15 protein-coding genes are annotated in these 16,686 nt (G+C 63.6%); 6 read left to right on the forward strand and 9 right to left on the reverse strand.

What is annotated here, in order from left to right:
• Positions 1 to 170 precede the first annotated feature (170 nt).
• A complete protein-coding gene (locus NYQ83_RS04600; protein WP_261212875.1) occupies positions 171 to 473 on the forward strand; it encodes an ArsR/SmtB family transcription factor in 303 nt (100 codons plus the stop codon).
• A gap of 117 nt (positions 474 to 590) precedes the next feature.
• Positions 591 to 1,736: an MFS transporter gene (locus NYQ83_RS04605; RefSeq protein ID WP_261212876.1), complete on the forward strand. Its 1,146-nt coding sequence runs from the start codon at positions 591 to 593 to the stop codon at positions 1,734 to 1,736.
• 20 nt (positions 1,737 to 1,756) lie between these two features.
• Here the strand turns inward: NYQ83_RS04605 and NYQ83_RS04610 are convergent, their stop codons facing one another.
• The 4 genes from NYQ83_RS04610 to NYQ83_RS04625 all read right to left on the reverse strand — a co-directional run bounded on the left by NYQ83_RS04610 (position 1,757) and on the right by NYQ83_RS04625 (position 4,848).
• Positions 1,757 to 2,428, reverse strand: a complete 672-nt coding sequence (locus NYQ83_RS04610; RefSeq protein WP_261212878.1) for an SDR family oxidoreductase — start codon at positions 2,426 to 2,428, stop codon at positions 1,757 to 1,759.
• A 106-nt stretch (positions 2,429 to 2,534) separates the two neighbouring features.
• On the reverse strand, positions 2,535 to 3,140 hold the full coding sequence (locus NYQ83_RS04615) for a DUF2087 domain-containing protein (protein WP_261212880.1): 606 nt from the start codon (positions 3,138 to 3,140) through the stop codon (positions 2,535 to 2,537).
• Between the two features lie 242 nt (positions 3,141 to 3,382).
• Positions 3,383 to 4,387 (reverse strand): 2-hydroxyacid dehydrogenase, encoded by a 1,005-nt coding sequence (locus NYQ83_RS04620; protein ID WP_234630744.1) that lies wholly within the window; start codon positions 4,385 to 4,387, stop codon positions 3,383 to 3,385.
• Between the two features lie 146 nt (positions 4,388 to 4,533).
• Positions 4,534 to 4,848 (reverse strand): polyhydroxyalkanoic acid system family protein, encoded by a 315-nt coding sequence (locus NYQ83_RS04625; RefSeq protein ID WP_261212882.1) that lies wholly within the window; start codon positions 4,846 to 4,848, stop codon positions 4,534 to 4,536.
• Positions 4,849 to 4,990: 142 nt separating this feature from the next.
• On the opposite strand from NYQ83_RS04625, the gene NYQ83_RS04630 reads away from it, so the two are divergent.
• On the forward strand, positions 4,991 to 6,238 hold the full coding sequence (locus tag NYQ83_RS04630; protein ID WP_261212884.1) for an NAD(P)/FAD-dependent oxidoreductase: 1,248 nt from the start codon (positions 4,991 to 4,993) through the stop codon (positions 6,236 to 6,238).
• A gap of 7 nt (positions 6,239 to 6,245) precedes the next feature.
• On the opposite strand, the gene NYQ83_RS04635 is transcribed toward NYQ83_RS04630, so the two are convergent.
• From NYQ83_RS04635 to NYQ83_RS04645, 3 genes are all read right to left on the reverse strand, one after another.
• Positions 6,246 to 7,280, reverse strand: coding sequence for an aldose epimerase family protein (locus NYQ83_RS04635; protein ID WP_261212886.1), 1,035 nt, complete (start codon positions 7,278 to 7,280; stop codon positions 6,246 to 6,248).
• A gap of 197 nt (positions 7,281 to 7,477) precedes the next feature.
• Complete coding sequence (locus NYQ83_RS04640; RefSeq protein WP_261212888.1) at positions 7,478 to 7,876, reverse strand: response regulator; 399 nt, start codon at positions 7,874 to 7,876, stop codon at positions 7,478 to 7,480.
• A 275-nt stretch (positions 7,877 to 8,151) separates the two neighbouring features.
• Entirely contained in the window at positions 8,152 to 9,180 is a 1,029-nt protein-coding gene (locus NYQ83_RS04645; RefSeq protein ID WP_261212891.1) for a TRAP transporter substrate-binding protein, read from the reverse strand.
• Positions 9,181 to 9,708: 528 nt separating this feature from the next.
• On the opposite strand from NYQ83_RS04645, the gene NYQ83_RS04650 reads away from it, so the two are divergent.
• Genes NYQ83_RS04650 through NYQ83_RS04660 form a run of 3 tightly spaced genes read left to right on the forward strand, consistent with a single transcriptional unit; the run spans position 9,709 to position 14,931 of the window.
• Positions 9,709 to 10,293, forward strand: coding sequence for a PadR family transcriptional regulator (locus NYQ83_RS04650; RefSeq protein ID WP_128292961.1), 585 nt, complete (start codon positions 9,709 to 9,711; stop codon positions 10,291 to 10,293).
• A gap of 4 nt (positions 10,294 to 10,297) precedes the next feature.
• A complete protein-coding gene (locus NYQ83_RS04655; protein WP_261212895.1) occupies positions 10,298 to 11,437 on the forward strand; it encodes an efflux RND transporter periplasmic adaptor subunit in 1,140 nt (379 codons plus the stop codon).
• Positions 11,434 to 14,931, forward strand: a complete 3,498-nt coding sequence (locus tag NYQ83_RS04660) for an efflux RND transporter permease subunit (protein ID WP_261212897.1) — start codon at positions 11,434 to 11,436, stop codon at positions 14,929 to 14,931. Before NYQ83_RS04655 ends, NYQ83_RS04660 begins: the two co-directional genes overlap by 4 nt.
• A 138-nt stretch (positions 14,932 to 15,069) precedes the next feature.
• Here NYQ83_RS04660 and pssA read toward each other — a convergent pair whose 3' ends face one another.
• Both pssA and NYQ83_RS04670 read right to left on the reverse strand, forming a co-directional pair.
• Positions 15,070 to 15,858, reverse strand: coding sequence for a CDP-diacylglycerol--serine O-phosphatidyltransferase (gene pssA / locus NYQ83_RS04665; protein ID WP_261212900.1), 789 nt, complete (start codon positions 15,856 to 15,858; stop codon positions 15,070 to 15,072).
• Positions 15,859 to 15,938: 80 nt separating this feature from the next.
• Positions 15,939 to 16,664: a phosphatidylserine decarboxylase gene (locus NYQ83_RS04670; protein WP_261212903.1), complete on the reverse strand. Its 726-nt coding sequence runs from the start codon at positions 16,662 to 16,664 to the stop codon at positions 15,939 to 15,941.
• Positions 16,665 to 16,686 lie beyond the last annotated feature (22 nt).

A 16,686-nucleotide genomic window follows, 5' to 3' on the forward strand; every position in this document is an offset into this window, starting at 1 on the left:
TGCGGCCTGTGCTGCCTCGCAAGCGGCAAAGCCGGCGCGGCCACCGCCACCGGCCGCAAAGCGGTCCGGCGCGAGGTGAGACGGCTCCCGATTTTTCGGTGTCATCCGCCCCATCTGCCTTGCGTTTAACATTCAAACATTCTAATTTCAAGATGATGAATGTAACGGACATGATCCCTGCGTCGGAGCGCGCAGCCGACCTCATGCGCAGCCTCTCGCATCCGCAGAGGCTGCTCGTTTTGTGCGCGTTGGGACGGGAAGAAAAATCGGTCAGCCAGCTGCGCAAAGAGCTCGGCGGCATCGACCAAGTGCCTATGTCACAACACCTTATGCGGCTGAGGGCGGATGGCCTCGTGCTCTCCAGGCGCAAGGGCACGAACGTCTTTTACCGCATTGCCCGCCCCGAAGTTCTCGTCGTCATCGAGACCTTGCACGGCGCCTATTGCACCCCGCCCGTAGCGGCGGAGGACTAGGTCGCCTCGTCTTCACCGTTTTGTGTTGATGGCGTGAAAGCCCGACGCGCGATTGACCGCCTGTCGGGCGAAAGTTAGGACGGCCGAGGCTCCCCACCCCTGCGGCAGCGTTCCCCGATGACCATATCCATTCCGTCCGGCGACACGCCCGGCACTCGCCTTGCGACGCGGCTCGCCTTCTTCATTGCCGGCTTCGGCACGGCCTGCTGGGCCCCGCTCGTGCCTTATGTGAAAACGCGCCTCGGCGTCGACGAGGCCGGGCTTGGCCTGCTGCTCTTGTGCCTCGGCGTCGGTTCGGTGTTGACCATGCCGGCGGCCGGCGCCCTGTCCGGGCGGATCGGGGCGCGTGCCGTCGTTCTCGCCGGGTCACTCGGACTTGCCGTCACCCTGCCGCTTCTCGCCGTCGCACCGACGAGTGCAGCGATCGCCATCGTGCTCTTCACCTTCGGCGCCTCCATCGGCGCTGTCGATGTCGGCGCGAATGTCCATGCCGTCGAGGTGCAGGAGGCGGCAGGCATACCCCTCATGTCGAACTTCCACGGGCTTTACAGCGTCGGCGGCCTGATCGGAGCGGCCGGCATGACGGGCGCCCTGTCGGCCGGGCTTGCTCCCTCCGTCGCGGCTCTCGCCGCCGCCTTCATTCTGGCCCTTGCGATCGTCGTTGCCTCGCCTCGGCTACTGCGCACGCGGGCCGAGGATCATACGCCTTTGTTCGTGCGCCCGCGCGGCATCGTGCTTCTGATCGGCCTTCTCGCCTTCGTCATGTTTCTAACGGAAGGGGCGATGCTCGACTGGGGCGCCGTTTTCCTCACCGAGAACAAGGATTTTCCGGCTTCCCAGGCGGGGATCGGTTATGCCCTTTTCGCCGGCGCGATGACGATCGGCCGATTCACCGGCGACCGCTTCACGCGGCTCGTCGGCGCGCGCAACATGCTGCTCATCGGCGCTGCGCTCGCCACGATCGGGCTCCTCAAGATCATTCTGCTGCCGGCGCCCTTGTCTTTGATCGGCTTCCTCTTCGTCGGCCTCGGGGCGGCCAACATCGTGCCGCTGCTTTTCACCCAGGCCGGCCGCCAGAAGGTGATGCCAGCGGGGCTCGCCATCGCCGCCATGTCGATGTTCGGCTATGCGGGCGTGCTTCTCGGCCCCGCCCTCGTCGGCTTCATCGGCAAGGCATTCGGGCTCTCCGTCGCCTTCGGAATGCTGGCCGCAATGGTCACGGTGGTGGCCGCCTGCTCGCGACGGGCCACGCAACCGGTTTAAATAAAGCGCTTGGAGCGGCCCTATCGCACGGGGGTCACAAGGATCTCGCCGACATTGACGTGTTCGGGCTGCGAGACCGCATACATGACCGCTGCCGCGACGTCTTCGGCTTTCAGGGCATCGGGCTTCCGCTCATCGAAGAACGGCGTGTCGACCATGCCGGGCTCGATCAGGGTCACGCGCGCGCCGGTGCCTTCCAGCTCCTCGCGCAGATTCTGGCCGTAGCCGGTCACCGCCCATTTGGTGGCGCCGTAAACCGATCCGCGCATGGTCATGCGCCCGGCGCGTGAGCTCGTGATGAGGATGTGGCCGCGGTTCTTCTTGATCTCCGCCAGCGTCACCTTGGCGGTGAGCACGACGCCCAGAACGTTGGTCAAAATCATCTCGCGGAAATTGTCTGGATCGCCGCCCTCCGTCCCGGAGCCCTTGGAGCCGACGCCGGCATTGGCGAAGACGACGTCGATGCGCCCAAAAGCCTCAAGCGTCTTGGCGACCATCGCCTGCTGGTCTTCCAGGCTCGTCACGTCGCAGGAAATCGCGATCGCCCGCTCCTTGCCGAGCTCGGCGACGAGGCTTTCGAGCTTGTCTTTGGAGCGCGCGGCGAGCGCCACGTTGTAGCCGGCCTCAACGGCCGCGCGCGCCGTCGCCGCGCCGATGCCGGTCGAGGCGCCGGTGATGAGAAAGGTTTTCATGAATTGCTCCCGGAGTATTTGACGTCAGGAAGGGGGCGCGCTCCAAGGAGCGCTTCACCCCAACCTAAGGCGGCAATCGCCGGGGGCGATAGCCGGCCCCTCAGCTTTACCGGGCCGATCTCGCCGGTTCGGGCCGCACGCCGAGCCGCCGGATCAAGGCGAGCGCCTCCGAGGGAGGCTCAAGCTCCACCCGGCGGTATTCGCTGCCGCTGCGCGTGCGCCAGACAAGGCCGAGATCGACAAGCGCCCGGCGCAAGAGCACAGGATCACCAAAACTGTGCCGCGCCACCAGAAACGCGTTCACCTCCACTTCCGTGAAGGTTTCGCCGGCCGGAAGGAGCGACCAGATGAGCCAGAGGCAGAGTTCGCGGTCGCTTTTGCGTTTCGGCCAGCGCACGAGCACAGCATTTTGGTCGAACTGGCGTAGCACCCGCTTCAATCGCCGCTCGTCGGCAGGCGGATTGTCCGCCGCACGATCGATTTCAAGATGATCCGCCGACGGATCGCCAGACGCGACCTGCTCGCCGGGCAGCTCCTCGCCCAACATGTTCGCCCGCAACTGTTGAAAGTTGCGGTGCCCGGCCGAGCGGGCAAGCATATTGAGCAACTCGAGATGGCTCGGTGGAGCCTCATGATCGGCAAGCTGTCGGCGGAGCGACTTCGCAAACGTCGACATATCGCGCGTGGCGAGCGGAATGGGAGTCCTGGACATGACCAACCCTCAAGCGTGCCGTTCCAGAATGGAGGTCGAGGGTCACCGGCTTGCGACGCGGCACGAGGCTTGGTGTCGAGCTTTATTATCCGGCAGGTTTAGCTTCCCTCGCGGGACGGTGACGCCTGGGTGAACTGCGGACCCTCCCCGCTCTATGCTCCAGGCACCCGCGCTTTGCAAGAGGCCCCGCGCTTTGCAAGAGGCGCTGCCCCTGGATTGGCATCTCGGGTTGTCACCGGCCCTCACCCGATCGCTTCGACGGACACCTCGTATTCGGGCCGGCCCTGCTTCTCGAAACCTGTCAGGTTGGCAATCGTCGTCTCGGCGATGGCGCTCAACGCCTCTTCGGTGAAGAACGCCTGGTGGCCGGTGATGAGGACATTCGGGAAGGTGAGAAGCCTGGCGAAGACATCGTCCTGCAACATGTAGTTTGAGAGATCCTCGAAAAACAGATCCGCCTCTTCTTCATAGACATCGAGGCCAAGCGAGCCGATCTGCCCGCTTTTGAGACCCTCGATCAAGGCAGGCGCATCGACGAGGGCACCGCGGCTCGTGTTGATCAGCATGCAGCCCGGCTTCAAGGACGCGATGCGATCTGCATCGACGAGATGGCGCGTGCCGGGCGTCAATGGGCAGTGCAGCGTGATGACGTCGCTTTCGGCAAAGAGTTCGTCGAGCGAGACATAACGCGCACCATCGGCGAGGCAGTCGGGGTTCTCGCGCAAATCATAGGTGAGGACGTTCATGCCGAAGCCGCGAAGAATCTTCACGACCACGGCGCCGATGGCACCCGTGCCGACGACACCCGCCGTCTTGCCCTTCAGGTCAAAGCCGAGCAGGCCTTCGAGCGAGAAGTTGCCCTCGCGCACGCGGTTATGGGCGCGGCAGAGCTTGCGGTTGAGCGCCAGGATGAGCCCGATCGTATATTCGGCGACCGCATGTGGTGAATAGGCTGGCACGCGCGCCACCGACATGCCGAGCCGGTGGGCGGCGGCAAGGTCGACATTGTTGAAACCCGCACAACGCAGGGCAACGAAGCGAACGCCCTCCTCCTTCACCGCAGCCAGCGTCTCCGCATCGGCGCTGTCGTTGACGAAAATGCAGACGGCATCGGCGCCGCGTGCCAGCGGCGCCGTCTCGCGCGTCAGATGCGGTTCAAAGAAGTGGAATTCGTGGCCGGAGCCCTCGCCGGCTTTCTCGATGAAACTGCGATCATAGTTCTTCGTGCTGAAGACGGCGACTTTCATGGGCCCTTCACCTCCTGCGAGTGCGTCCTGTCGGTGTCAGGCTGCAATTGGGAAGGATCGGGAGGAATTCCAACCGATGGCTGGTCTGCACAAATGGGGAGCCGAGCAGATCTGCGGCGGCCACCGAGCAACCGGCTGCAAGCGCCCTACTTCTTTTCCAGAAGCAGCGTGCCCGTCTTCTTCAGCCGGCCCTGCACCTTGTCGGCGATCGCCGCCAGGAACCAGGGCAGATCGACCTCGATGCGCACCACCTCTTCGAAGATATCGACGCGGCCGGAAATCTTCTGACCCATCGTCGCCGCATCGAAATAGAGCCTCTCGCCCTCCCATCGCTCCTCGAACTGCAAGACGCGGCCGATCCCCATATCGTCGCGCACGCGATCAAAGCCCTTTTCCAAGCGACGTTTGGCCTCTTCGCGGCCGAGCTTATGCGGAATATTGACGGTGACGGGCGTGGACATCTTCTCTCCTCGAAGGAATTTCGCCTGGATGTGGTGGCTCGTGGACCGGAAGACAACTTGGCCAGCGAGCAACCGCCGAAATCGTCACAGCCCGCCCTCTCGGACGGGCCTGGAAGAGGATGCGTGGATGCGGGATGGAAGCATGCACTCTGAGAAGAAGACGGCCATCGTCGTCGGCGCGGGCGTTGTGGGCGTCGCCGCCGCCATCTGGCTGCAACGCCGCGGCCTCGACGTCCTCCTTATCGACCGCGAAGGCCCCGCGGCCGGCGCCTCCTTCGGCAATGCGGGGCTCCTAGCCTCGTCGGCCGTCGTCCCCGTCACGGAGCCGGGCCTGCCCCTCAAAATGCCGGGCATGATCTTGAACCCAGACAAGCCCGTCTTCCTGCGCTGGCCGCATCTACCAAAGGCCATGCCCTTCTTCCTCCGCACGCTTCGGATGTGCACGCAGCAGAAGACCGAAGAGATTGCAGCAGCCCTGGCCGGGATCATTTCCGACAGCCTGGAGCAGCATCAGGCGCTCGCCGAGGGAACCGGCGCGGAGGATTTCGTCGTGCCGTGCGAGTACCTCTACGCCTATAAGAGCCGCAGTGATTTTGAAGCCTCCGCCTTCGGCTTCGAGCTCCGCCGCAAGCATGGTTTCACCTGGCGTGAGCTCGACAAAGCCGAACTCCACCGTCGCGAAACGCTGCTTGCGCCTGACATCACCTTCGGCGTCGCCTTTCCGAACCACGGCTATATCCGGGATCCCGGCCGTTACGTGGAAGCGCTCGCAGCCCATTTTGTGGCCTCCGGCGGGCGCATCGTCACGGCGGACGTTACCGACATAGTGCGCGAAAACGGTCGCGTCGCGGGCGTGCGCGCCGGTGGCGACATGTTCGCCTGCGATGCTTGCGTGCTGGCGGCCGGCATCTGGTCCGGGCCGCTTGGCAGATCGCTCGGCATGCGTGTGCCGATGGAGAGCGAGCGCGGCTACCACATCGAGATCGAAGCGCCAGACGAGACGCTCAAAGGCCCGGTGATGATCGCCGCCGGCCAGTTCGTCGCGACACCGATGACGGGGCGCCTCCGGCTTGCGGGCGTGGTCGAATTCGGCGGGCTTGAGGCACCGCCGGACGAGAAGATCTTCGATTTCATCCGCCGGGTCGGAAAGGCGGCTTTGCCGGATCTCCCCTGGCGCGAGAGCGGGCAGTGGATGGGCCACCGCCCGGCACCGGTCGATTCCATTCCCTTGATCGGCGAGTTTCCGGCCGCGCGCGGCGTCTATGCCGCCTTCGGCCACCACCATCTCGGCCTGACTGGCTCCGCCAAGACAGGACGGCTCGTCGCCGACCTCATTGCCGGCCACGCACCCAATATCGACCTCACGCCTTACCGGCCCGACCGGCCCTGAGGCGCGCTCACTCGGCGACGGGGTCGTGGCGGAAGTGGAATTCCGTGACCTGGCGATAGGTCTCTCCCGGCCGCAAAACGGCGCTCGGAAAGCCCTCGTGGTTCGGCGCGTCCGGCCAAAGCTGCGGCTCCAGACAAAGCCCGGCATGCGCACCGTAAGGACGACCTTCGAGGCCCTTCACCGGCAGATCGAGCTTGTATCCGTCATAGAGCTGGATGCCCGGCTCTGTCGTCCACACCTGCATCTCCAGTTCGCCGTTGTCGTTCCAGACGCTGGCGGCATGGCGCGGATCCTCGTGGCGGTGCTCGGCCAGGCAGAAATTGGCATCATAAACCGTCTTCTCCGAACCGCGCCGCTCGGCGATCTTCGCCCGCTTTCTGAAATCGTACGGCGTCCCCTCGACACCACGCACCTCGCCCGTCGGGATCTCGTTTTCATTCGCCGGCAGATAGGATTGAGCCGGGATCATCAGAGAATGATCCAGAATGTCATCTGCGCCGGAGAGGTTGAAATAGGAATGGTGCAGAAGGTTCAGAAGCGTCGGCTCGTCGGTGCGGCCGAGATAGGTGATGCGCAGAGTCGCCGGCGGCAGAAGCTCAAAACGGCAGGTCACTTCGACCGTCCCCGGATAGCCGGATTCCCCGGCGCGCGAGACGAGCCCCAGAATGACGCTCGTCTCGTCATGGCTCATGATGCGCCAGGGACGACGTCCAAAACTCGCCTTCCCGCCATGCAGATGATTGGGCGGATCATTGACGTCGAGCTCGATCTCGCGCCCGTCGAGCGTAAAGCGTCCGCCGGCAATGCGGTTGCCGACGCGCCCGGCCGTCGCGCCCAGAAACGCGTCCGTGTTGAGATAGCCGTCGAGGTCGCAGAAGCCGAGCACCAAAGGATGCGGCATGTGCAGCAATCTGAGATCGCGCAGGATCGCGCCATAGGTGATGATGTCGGCCGACAATTCGCCCGCGGCGATCGTCACCGCCTCGATGGTCTGACCCTCTGGCGTCATCCCGAAAACCCGTCTCGTCCCGGCGGCTTCCATGGCGCGTCTTCTTTCTGCTGGCGTTTCTCCCTCGCCGGCTATGACAGTCCGAAAGCATCGGTTCAAGGTGCCGGGAGGAAGCATCCCTTGCCACACCCAATCACGCGCTAAAGGCTCTGAGAACGACGGCGCCGCCTAGCGGGAATCGGTTGCATCCGGTTGCCGCCTGCAGAAACGAGGCTGCGGCGTCCGTCCGCTCAGGCCGACATGGCGGACCGGCGTGTCATCGACATCAGATGCTCGACGATCGTCAAAAGATCGTCCTCGCCGAACGGCTTGGACAGATGATCGACCTCGCCGAAATCGCTGCGCACATCGTCCAATTCGTCACCAGAGCAGATGCAATAGGGGATGCGGCGGGCGCTCAGCCGCGCGGCGACCGAGGTGCTCAGCCTGTGCTCCACATTCGCGTCGAGAATGGCGACATCGATCGTTTCGGTGTCGGCGAGGCGCATGGCGTCGTCGAGCGAGGCGGCGGGACCGACGACTTCGTGGCCCGCATCTTCCAACAAGAGTTTCATCGTGCCGGCGATCATCGCCTCATCGTCAAGCACGAGAACGCGCAGTTTGCGCGTGCCTGCCTCCATGCCCAGCATCCTGGGCCTCCCTTATCGATTATCCGGCCATCCTCCTGCGAGACAACCGGTGCTTGAGGCGCATGGTACCCGAACAAAGACCGCTGCGACAATATTTTCGCGGCGACAGGAAAACGCAGTAAACGTCACATTCACCGGCTAGAAGTTTATTATCACACCAAAGTGAAGCCTTCTCAAAAGCTGGAAAATGCAAAGGCAGAATACGCTGCACTGCGGCAAAACTCACTAAAAGTTGCTGTCCGGAGCTCGATCGAGAATCGTTTAGCGAGCACTCGTTATTGTTTGCTGGCGTATTTTTCGACGAGCCTCTTCGCGTCTTCCACGAGCGCCTTGCCGTCAAAACCTCTCTGCGTCATGTCCGCGATCCACGACGTCTCCACCTCCTTCGCCTCGGTCTTCCAGCGCTCGGTCTCGGCCTCGTCGAGGACGACGATGTCATTGCCGGCCTCTTCCGCCGCCTTGCGGCCCGGAATGTCAGCTTCGTCCATGACGCGCCCGGCCCAGGCGGCCGCCTCGCGGCCGGAATTGTCGTCGATCACCTTTTTCAGATCGTCCGGCAGAGCCTCATAGGCCGACTTGTTCATGAGGAAGACGCAGGTCGCGGTATAGAGCCCTCGGTCGCCCGCAAAGGTCGTATGGCTGTCGACGAGCTCGGCGATTTTGAGGGGTCCCGTGACCTCCCAGGGGAGCGCCGCGCCGTCCAAAACGCCACGAGAAAGCGCCTCCGGCACCACCGGAACCGGCATGCCCACCGGAACGGAACCCAGTGTTTCCAAAAGCTCGGTGACCATGCGCGTCGACCCGCGCAGTTTCAGCCCCTGCATGTCCTCCAGCTTGTGGACGCCCTTGCCCTTCAGATGCAGGAGGCCGGGGCTGTGCACGTGCACGGTGATGACCTTGAAGTCCTTGTACTCGTCCTGGAGGTGCTTCTCGTAGAAATCGTAGAAGGCGCGGGAGGTCGTCTCACCATCGACAGGAAGGAACGGGAGCTCGAAGGCTTCCGTCTTCGGAAAGCGGCCGGGCGTGTAGCCCGAGAGCGTCCAGATGATGTCGACGACACCGTCGCGCGCCTGGTCGATCAAGGCGGGAGGTTTGCCGCCGAGCTGCATCGACGGATAAAGCTCGAAGGCGATCCTGCCGTCCGACTCCTTCGTCACCTTGTCGGCCCACGGCTTGATGAAGTCGGCCGGGATCGCCGCCTGCGCCGGCAGGAATTGGTGGATCTTGAGGGTGACCTCCTGCGCCGCGGCGGATGCCGAAAACCCGAGCGCCACAGCAAGCCCCAAACACACAGCGCGAAGCATGTCGTCCTCCCGTTTTCTTCTTTCCTGCCGGCGACGCCGGACGGGGCCGAAAGGATCGCATCGCGCCCTGAATGGCAACCGGATTTGGCGGCTGGGGAGCGGGTAACGCCGAAAAACTGAATCAAAAGGCTGCTCGGCAGTTCGGGAGGGATAAAGCCCGACACAACTCCTTGTTGAAATTCTGGCCGTTTTTTGGCATAAGGGAATCGATCTTTGGTTGGTAGCGTCGATCTATTCGATCCCTCCTCCCGTCGATCTGTTCCGAGCCCCTTGCCGCCAGATCCCCCCTGGCGGCATTTTTTTGGTGGGTGCCCGGCTGCAGCCGGAAAGCAGGTTGGCGACAATCCAGCCGCCGCAAACCATCGCTCAGACATCCGAAGCTCTTTGCGCAGAAGGCAACGCCTGGTGGAGTGCCACCTCCACCAGCGCTGTCGGTTTGCCGATCTCAGCCCCCAGAATCGCGCTTGTATCAGCCGCCCGTTCGATTATATCGCGCCCGAGCATGTATCGAACGAGAATAGGTCACACGTGAACGTCAGAACTTTGTGCCTGGCAATTCTCTTCGCCGGGGAAGCCACAGGCTACGAAATCAAGAAGCTCTCCACCGAGGGCGAATACGCCTATTTCGTCGATGCGAGCTTCGGCTCGATCTACCCCGCTCTCGACCGGCTGGAGCGCGAAGGCTTCGTCACCTGCCGCAAAGAGGACGAGCCGGGGAAACCGTCACGAAAGGTCTATGCCATTACGGATGCAGGGCGGGCCCACTTCGTCGACAGCCTCTTCGACCTTCCTGCGCCCGACGTCTTTCGTTCGGAGTTTCTCCTCGTCGTCATGCACGCCGATATTCTCCCAAAGCCTGTCATGCGCCGCGCGATCGACAATCGCATCGAGCAGATCGAGGCCGACATCGCGAAATTGCGGCAGATCGCTCAAGGCAATCACAGCGGCGGCCCGCAATGGGCGATCGATTACGGCCTCGACTGCATGGAACACGCCCTCGCCTATCTGCACGCCCATCGCGATCAGCTTGAAAACTGTTCCGATCTTGGCGCTGCATCCGATCCCTCGCAGCCCGGCAGCTCGCGGCATGCCGCGCGCATCGCGGCGGAGTAGATAAATGCGCATCCGCTTCTCCTACGTCCTCGCCACCGCGCTCGCCGTCGGCATCTCGGCCTACATGCTGAGCGGCACGATCATCATCGGCGGCGAACCCAAAGATCCGCCCGACAGCATCGCTGAGAGGGAAAAGGCGGGCGCATCCGAGCTCGTCAAAGTCCAGGTGGAACGGCACGTCGCCCAGGAGCGCACGTCGCGTCTTGAGATTCGCGGGCGCACATCCGCCGATCATCTCGTCGAGGTGAAGGCGCAGACGAGCGGCATCGTCGAAGAGCGGCCCATCGAAAAGGGCAAGAGCGTCAAGCCGGGCGACCTTCTCTGCGTCATCGAGCGAGGGGCCAGACGCGCCCAGCTCGCTCAGGCACGCGCGCAACTGGAACAGGCGAAGGTCGATCTCGAAGCGCAGCAGGCTCTGGCCGGCAAAGGCTATACGGCGAAGAACCAGATTCCGGCCCTCAAGGCCTCCGTCGATGCCGCCCAGGCGCGCGTCGAAGAGGCCGAACTGGAGCTGCAACGAACCGAAGTGCGCGCCCCGATCGGCGGAGTGGTGCAGGACCCGATCGCCAATGTCGGCGATGTCGTGGCCCTCGGCGGCACCTGCGCCACCATCATAGATGCCGACCCGATGAACGTCATCGGCCAGGTCGCCGAGCAGGAGATCGGCCATCTGAAGGTGGGGCAAAAGGCCGACATCACGCTCATCTCCGGTGAGACCCGCGAGGGCAAGGTCAGTTACATCGCGCCGTCAGCCGACGAGGAAACGCGCACCTTCCGCATCGAGATGACGATGCCCAATGCCGATCGCTCCGTGCGCGATGGGCTGACAGCGCGCGCCTCGATCCCGCTCGGCGAAGGCCGGGCACAGCTCCTGTCACCGTCTTATCTCACCTTGAACGATGCTGGCGAAGTCGGCGTCCGCACCGTCGACGCCGACAATATCGTGCATTTTCTGCCGGTGGAAATCATCGCGCCGGCGGATGAAGGCGTCTGGGTGAGCGGCCTTCCCGACGAGGTCGACATCATCACGGTCGGCCAGGAATATGTTGTCGGCGGGCAGAAGGTGGAGGCGATGGGGCCGAAGAGTGCCGCCATGAAGCCCTCGACATCCGACACGGCGAGCGCGGCGGGGAGCATTCGATGATCTCTCTTCTCGAGAGCATTCTGAGGCGGCCGCGCACGGTCATCACATTGATGCTCGTGTCGCTTCTTGCCGGCATCGCCGCCTATCAGGCGGTGCCGAAGGATGCCAATCCCGACATCGACATCCCGGTCTTCTATGTGTCCGTCGTGCAGCAGGGCGTCTCGCCGGAGGATGCCGAACGGCTTCTGGTGCGCCCGCTCGAAAAGCAATTGCGGGGCCTCGACGGCCTCAAAGAGCTGACGGCCATTGCCTCCGAAGGCCATGCCGCCGTCATTCTGGAATTCAACGTCGATTTCGACAAGGACAGGGCGCTCGCCGATATCCGCGCCAAGGTCGATCAGGCGCAGGCGGACCTGCCCTCGGAGGCCGAAGAGCCTTTCATCGTCGAGACCAATTTCGCGCTCGTTCCCACGATCACGGTGGCGATCTCCGGCAACGTGCCGGAGCGAACCCTCGTCAAGCTCGCCGAAAAGCTGCAAGACGAGATCGAGAGCATCCCGACGGTTCTGCGCGCCGACATCAACGGCAACCGCGAGGAAGTGCTCGAGGTCGTCATCGATATGGCGAAGCTGCAATCCTACGACATCACCCAGGAAGAGCTTCTCAACGCGCTCAGCGCCAACAACCAGCTGATCCCCGCGGGCTTCCTCGATACGGGCCGCGGACGCTTCTCCGTCAAAGTGCCCGGACTGATCGAAACAGCGGCCGACGTCTATTCGCTGCCGATCAAGCAGAAGGACGAAGGCGTCGTCACGCTGGGCGACGTCGCCACGATCAAGCGCACCTTCAAGGACGCCACCAATTTCACCCGTGTCGACGGCGAGCCGGCTATCGCCATCAACGTCGTCAAACGTCTCGGCACCAACGTCATCGAGAACAACGACAGCGTCCGAGAGGTCGTCGCCGCGGCAACCAAAGACTGGCCCAAGAGCGTCCAGATCCACTATCTGCTCGATCAGTCGAGCTTCATCTACGAGGTGCTGGGCTCGCTGCAATCGTCCATCATGACGGCGATCCTCCTCGTCATGATCGTGGTGCTCGCAACCCTCGGCCTGCGCTCCGCGCTCCTCGTCGGCCTCGCCATCCCGACCTCCTTCATGATCGGTTTTCTGATCGTCGGCCTCGTTGGCATGACGGTGAACATGATGGTGATGTTCGGCCTCGTCCTCACCGTCGGCATGCTCGTCGACGGGGCGATCATCATCGTCGAATACGCCGACCGGAAGATCGAAGAGGGCATGGACAAGCAGGAGGCCTATATCCGGGCCGCCAAGCTCATGTTCTGGCCGATCGTCTCGTCGACCGCGACGACGCTCGCAGCCTTCCTGCCGATGCTTCTGTGGCCGGGCGTCTCAGGCGAATTCATGAGCTATCTGCCGATCATGGTGATCATCGTGCTGTCCGCCTCGCTGGTGACGGCGATGATCTTCATGCCGGCGACCGGCGGCTTCGTGGCAGGCGTCGCCGATTGGATGGCACCACGCGCCGCGGGCCTGCTCGCCATCACCGCGGGCCTCGCCGCCGCCGTCATCACCCTTCTCCTCGTATCGCAACCGCTCGCAGCCGCTCTCTCCGGCATGCCACCGATGGCCGTGACGGCGCTCGGTCTTCTGTTCGCGCTCGTCCTCGGAGGTTTCGTCTTCTGGGCTTCGCGCGGCCTTGCCCGCCGCATCGTGCGTTTTCGCCGCTCGCATTCCCATCCGAGCACTGCCGCCCATCTGTCTGCCGAAGCCGATCTCGATCCGGAGAAAGTCCCGGGTTTCACGGGCGCCTATGTGCGCTTCCTGCACGGGCTCACGGGCTCGCTCGTCGGAAATGTCGCCGTCATCCTCGTCATGGCCGGGCTGATCGTTTCGATCTTCGTCGGCTTTGCGCGCCACAATCAGGGCGTGGAGTTCTTTGTCGACGAGGAGCCGGACGTCACGACCGTTCTCGTCTCCGGGCGCGGCAATCTTTCCGCCAATGAGGCGCTCGCGCTCGTCTCGCAGGTCGAAGCCGTCGTGCTCGATCTGCCGGGCGTGGAAAGCGTTGTCACCAACGCCTATCCGAACGGCGGCGGCGGCGGCGAGAGCCTCGACGGGGTGAGTGACAAGCCGGAGGATCTCATCGGGGAGCTCAATCTTGAACTTCTCGATTTCTCAGAGCGCCGCCCCTGGCAGGAAATGGAGGCGGAGCTGCGCCGGCGCACCGCGTCGATTCCGGGCATCAAGGTCGAACCGCGGCGCATTGAAGGCGGGCCGCCGACCGGCAAAGACATCAAACTGGAAGTCACCGCCCGCAGCTACGATCAGGTGCTTGCCGCCACCAGACAGGTCCGCGCCGAATTCGACCAGTTTCCGGGTCTCCTCGACGTGGAAGACGACACGCCGCTTCCCGGCATCGAATGGGAATTGACGATCGACCGTGAAGAGGCCGGCCGTTTCAACGCCGGCATCGCCTCCGTCGGATCGATGATCCAGCTCGTCACCAACGGCGTTCTCATCGGCAAGTACCGTCCCGACGACGCCGACGACGAGCTCGATATCCGCGTACGCCTGCCGGAGGATCAGCGCTCACTCGACCGCCTCGACCAGCTGCGCCTCAGAACGACGAACGGCCAGGTGCCGATCGCCAATTTCGTTACCCGGGAAGCAAAGCCAAAAGTCTCCTCCATCACCCGCAAGGACGGGCTTTACGCCATGAGCGTGAAGGCTGCGGTCGACAAAACTGGCGGGGCCACGGTCGACGGCAAGGTCGGAGAGATCCAGGCCTGGCTCGACCGGCAATCCTGGCCGGAGGGGGTGCATTTCCGCTTCCGCGGCGCCGACGAGGATCAGGCGGAGGCCGAGGCCTTTCTCGGCAAGGCGTTCGCCGCTTCGCTGTTTCTGATGGCACTCATCCTGATTACCCAGTTCAACTCGTTCTGGCAGACGGGCATCACGCTCCTGACCATCATCCTCGCAGCAGCGGGCGCCCTTATCGGCATGGTCATCACCGGGCAGAAGCTCTCCGTCATCATGACGGGCACGGGCATCATGGCGCTCGCCGGCATCGTGGTGAACAACGCCATCGTCCTGATCGACACCTACAACCGCATGCGCTCAGAAGGGGTCGAGCCGCAGGAAGCCATCCTGAAGACGGCGGCACAGCGCCTGAGGCCTATCCTGCTCACCACCATCACCACCATCGCCGGCCTCATCCCGATGGCGACGCAGGTGAATTTCGACTTCTTCAACCGCATCGTCGCGGTCGGCTCGATCACCTCGGTGTGGTGGGTGCAATTGTCGACGGCCGTCATCTCCGGCCTCGCCTTCTCCACCGTGCTCACCTTGATCCTGGTGCCGGTGCTGCTTGCGCTGCCGATCAATCTCGCGCGCTTGTTCAAGAAGGATCAGGCGGAGGAGACGGGATCACCCGCCGCGCAGGAAGAGCTCCCCCTCGCCCCGGCGCGGCCAAGGCGCAAGCGCAAGCCGGGAGACACAGGCAGCTATTCTCTCCCCGATGCGGCAGAGTGAGAAATGAACAACGGATAGAGACGGCAGGGATTTTGCGAGGAACCCAGGCGACGGTCCGCAAAGACACTGAAGAGGCGGGCTGCTAACAGACCACCTTCGCAGGAGATCGCTCGCCGTCGACCTCACGGGCGACTTCTTTTAGTCTTTCGGGCTTTGTCCCTCGCCCGCTGCCGGCCGTTCAGCGCCCCCGGCAGATCCATTCTGGCCCTGATGGCCGCTGAAGGCACGGCGGCGCTGTTCGAAGCGCTTCCAGGCAAAGGGCAGATGCGCGAGATAGAGGATCGCGCCGATCGCCAGAACCGACCACGTGTAGCTCACCAGGAGGGCGATCACGAAGACGCTCACGACAAGAACCGGGAGGACGGATTCGCGCGGGATCGCCGTGCCGATCTTTTTGCCGGACAGCGTCGGCAGGCGGCTCACCATCAAAAGCCCGATCGCCACCGTGTAGATGGCCACGAGAATGGCCGCGCCTTCCGGCACCGGCAGCCCAATCTTCCACAAGGTGAGAGGCAGGAGCACCGTGACGGCGCCGGCGGGAGCCGGAACGCCCACAAAAAACTCGGAATGCCAGGCGGGCGGCTGCTCTCCAACGAGCGCCGCATTGAAGCGCGCCAGCCGCAGCGCTCCGCAAATGGCGAAGATGAGTGCGGCGATCCAACCGAGAGAGCCGAGCTCGTCCATCCGCCAGGAATAGAGAATGATGGCCGGGGCGACGCCGAAATTGACGAAATCGGCGAGCGAATCGAGCTGCGAGCCGAAATCCGATTGCGAGCGCAAAAGCCGCGCCACGCGGCCGTCCACCCCGTCGAGAACGGCGGCAAGGATGATGGCGCCGATGGCCAGCTCAAAGCGGCCTTCGACGCCCATCCTGATCGCCGTCAACCCCGCGCAAAGCGCGAGGAGCGTGACAATGCTGGGCAACATGACCCGGAACGGGACCGGGCGCGCCCTCAGCCGGCGCCTTTGCCTTCTGCGGCGGGCGGGATCGACCGGCTGGAACAACCTCATACGGCCGGCGGCGTCGTTGTGCCGACACCCGGCTCGACCGGGGCGCGGGCAATCGCTGCGCCGAGGCGCGCAATCACCGTTTCACCGGCGATGGCCCGCTGACCCGGCTTGCAGACGACCTCTGCACCGGCCGGCAGGTACACATCGAGCCGCGAGCCGAAGCGGATCATGCCGATGCGGTCACCCGCCTTGAGCACCACACCTTCGTTCGTCCAGCAAACGATACGGCGGGCGATGAGGCCCGCGATCTGCACCACACCAACGTCCTGGCCGCCGGCATCGACGAGAAGCGAGTTGCGCTCGTTCTCTTCGCTCGACTTATTGAGGTCGGCGTTGACGAATTTGCCGGGCTTGTAGGCGATGCGGTTGACCTTGCCGGAAACCGGCGTGCGGTTCACATGGCAATCGAAGATCGACAGGAACACCGATACGCGCGTCATCGGAACCGTGCCCATTTCGAGCTCGGCTGGCGGGACGGCCTGCGTGACCGGCTCGATACGACCATCGGCCGGGGACAGGACGAGGCCCTCACCATCGGGCGGCACGCGCTCGGGATCGCGGAAGAAGATCACCAGCCAGATCGTCAGGCCGAGAAGGGCCCAGAACAGAAAGCTCGAGATCAGGCCTGCAACGATCGCGATGACAAGCGCGCTGCCAATAAACGGATAGCCCGCCGAATTCACGGCCGGGATCGACTTCTTGATAGTCCGCCAAATTTCCATGGCCACCCCCTTACGTCATTCG

The organism is Afifella sp. JA880 (assembly GCF_025379905.1).
GTDB classification, from domain to species: domain Bacteria; phylum Pseudomonadota; class Alphaproteobacteria; order Rhizobiales; family Afifellaceae; genus Afifella; species Afifella aestuarii.

Excerpts from the sequence above, each read along its gene's own strand:
- NYQ83_RS04630 (WP_261212884.1), top strand. The coding sequence starts at position 4,991 with ATGCACTCTGAGAAGAAGACGGCCATCGTCGTCGGCGCGGGCGTTGTG.
- NYQ83_RS04600 (WP_261212875.1), top strand. The coding sequence starts at position 171 with ATGATCCCTGCGTCGGAGCGCGCAGCCGACCTCATGCGCAGCCTCTCG.
- NYQ83_RS04645 (WP_261212891.1), bottom strand. The coding sequence starts at position 9,180 with ATGCTTCGCGCTGTGTGTTTGGGGCTTGCTGTGGCGCTCGGGTTTTCG.
- NYQ83_RS04620 (WP_234630744.1), bottom strand. The coding sequence starts at position 4,387 with ATGAAAGTCGCCGTCTTCAGCACGAAGAACTATGATCGCAGTTTCATC.
- NYQ83_RS04655 (WP_261212895.1), top strand. The coding sequence starts at position 10,298 with ATGCGCATCCGCTTCTCCTACGTCCTCGCCACCGCGCTCGCCGTCGGC.
- NYQ83_RS04640 (WP_261212888.1), bottom strand. The coding sequence starts at position 7,876 with ATGCTGGGCATGGAGGCAGGCACGCGCAAACTGCGCGTTCTCGTGCTT.
- pssA (WP_261212900.1), bottom strand. The coding sequence starts at position 15,858 with ATGTTGCCCAGCATTGTCACGCTCCTCGCGCTTTGCGCGGGGTTGACG.
- NYQ83_RS04615 (WP_261212880.1), bottom strand. The coding sequence starts at position 3,140 with ATGTCCAGGACTCCCATTCCGCTCGCCACGCGCGATATGTCGACGTTT.
- NYQ83_RS04605 (WP_261212876.1), top strand. The coding sequence starts at position 591 with ATGACCATATCCATTCCGTCCGGCGACACGCCCGGCACTCGCCTTGCG.
- NYQ83_RS04610 (WP_261212878.1), bottom strand. The coding sequence starts at position 2,428 with ATGAAAACCTTTCTCATCACCGGCGCCTCGACCGGCATCGGCGCGGCG.
- NYQ83_RS04670 (WP_261212903.1), bottom strand. The coding sequence starts at position 16,664 with ATGGAAATTTGGCGGACTATCAAGAAGTCGATCCCGGCCGTGAATTCG.
- NYQ83_RS04660 (WP_261212897.1), top strand. The coding sequence starts at position 11,434 with ATGATCTCTCTTCTCGAGAGCATTCTGAGGCGGCCGCGCACGGTCATC.
- NYQ83_RS04625 (WP_261212882.1), bottom strand. The coding sequence starts at position 4,848 with ATGTCCACGCCCGTCACCGTCAATATTCCGCATAAGCTCGGCCGCGAA.
- NYQ83_RS04635 (WP_261212886.1), bottom strand. The coding sequence starts at position 7,280 with ATGGAAGCCGCCGGGACGAGACGGGTTTTCGGGATGACGCCAGAGGGT.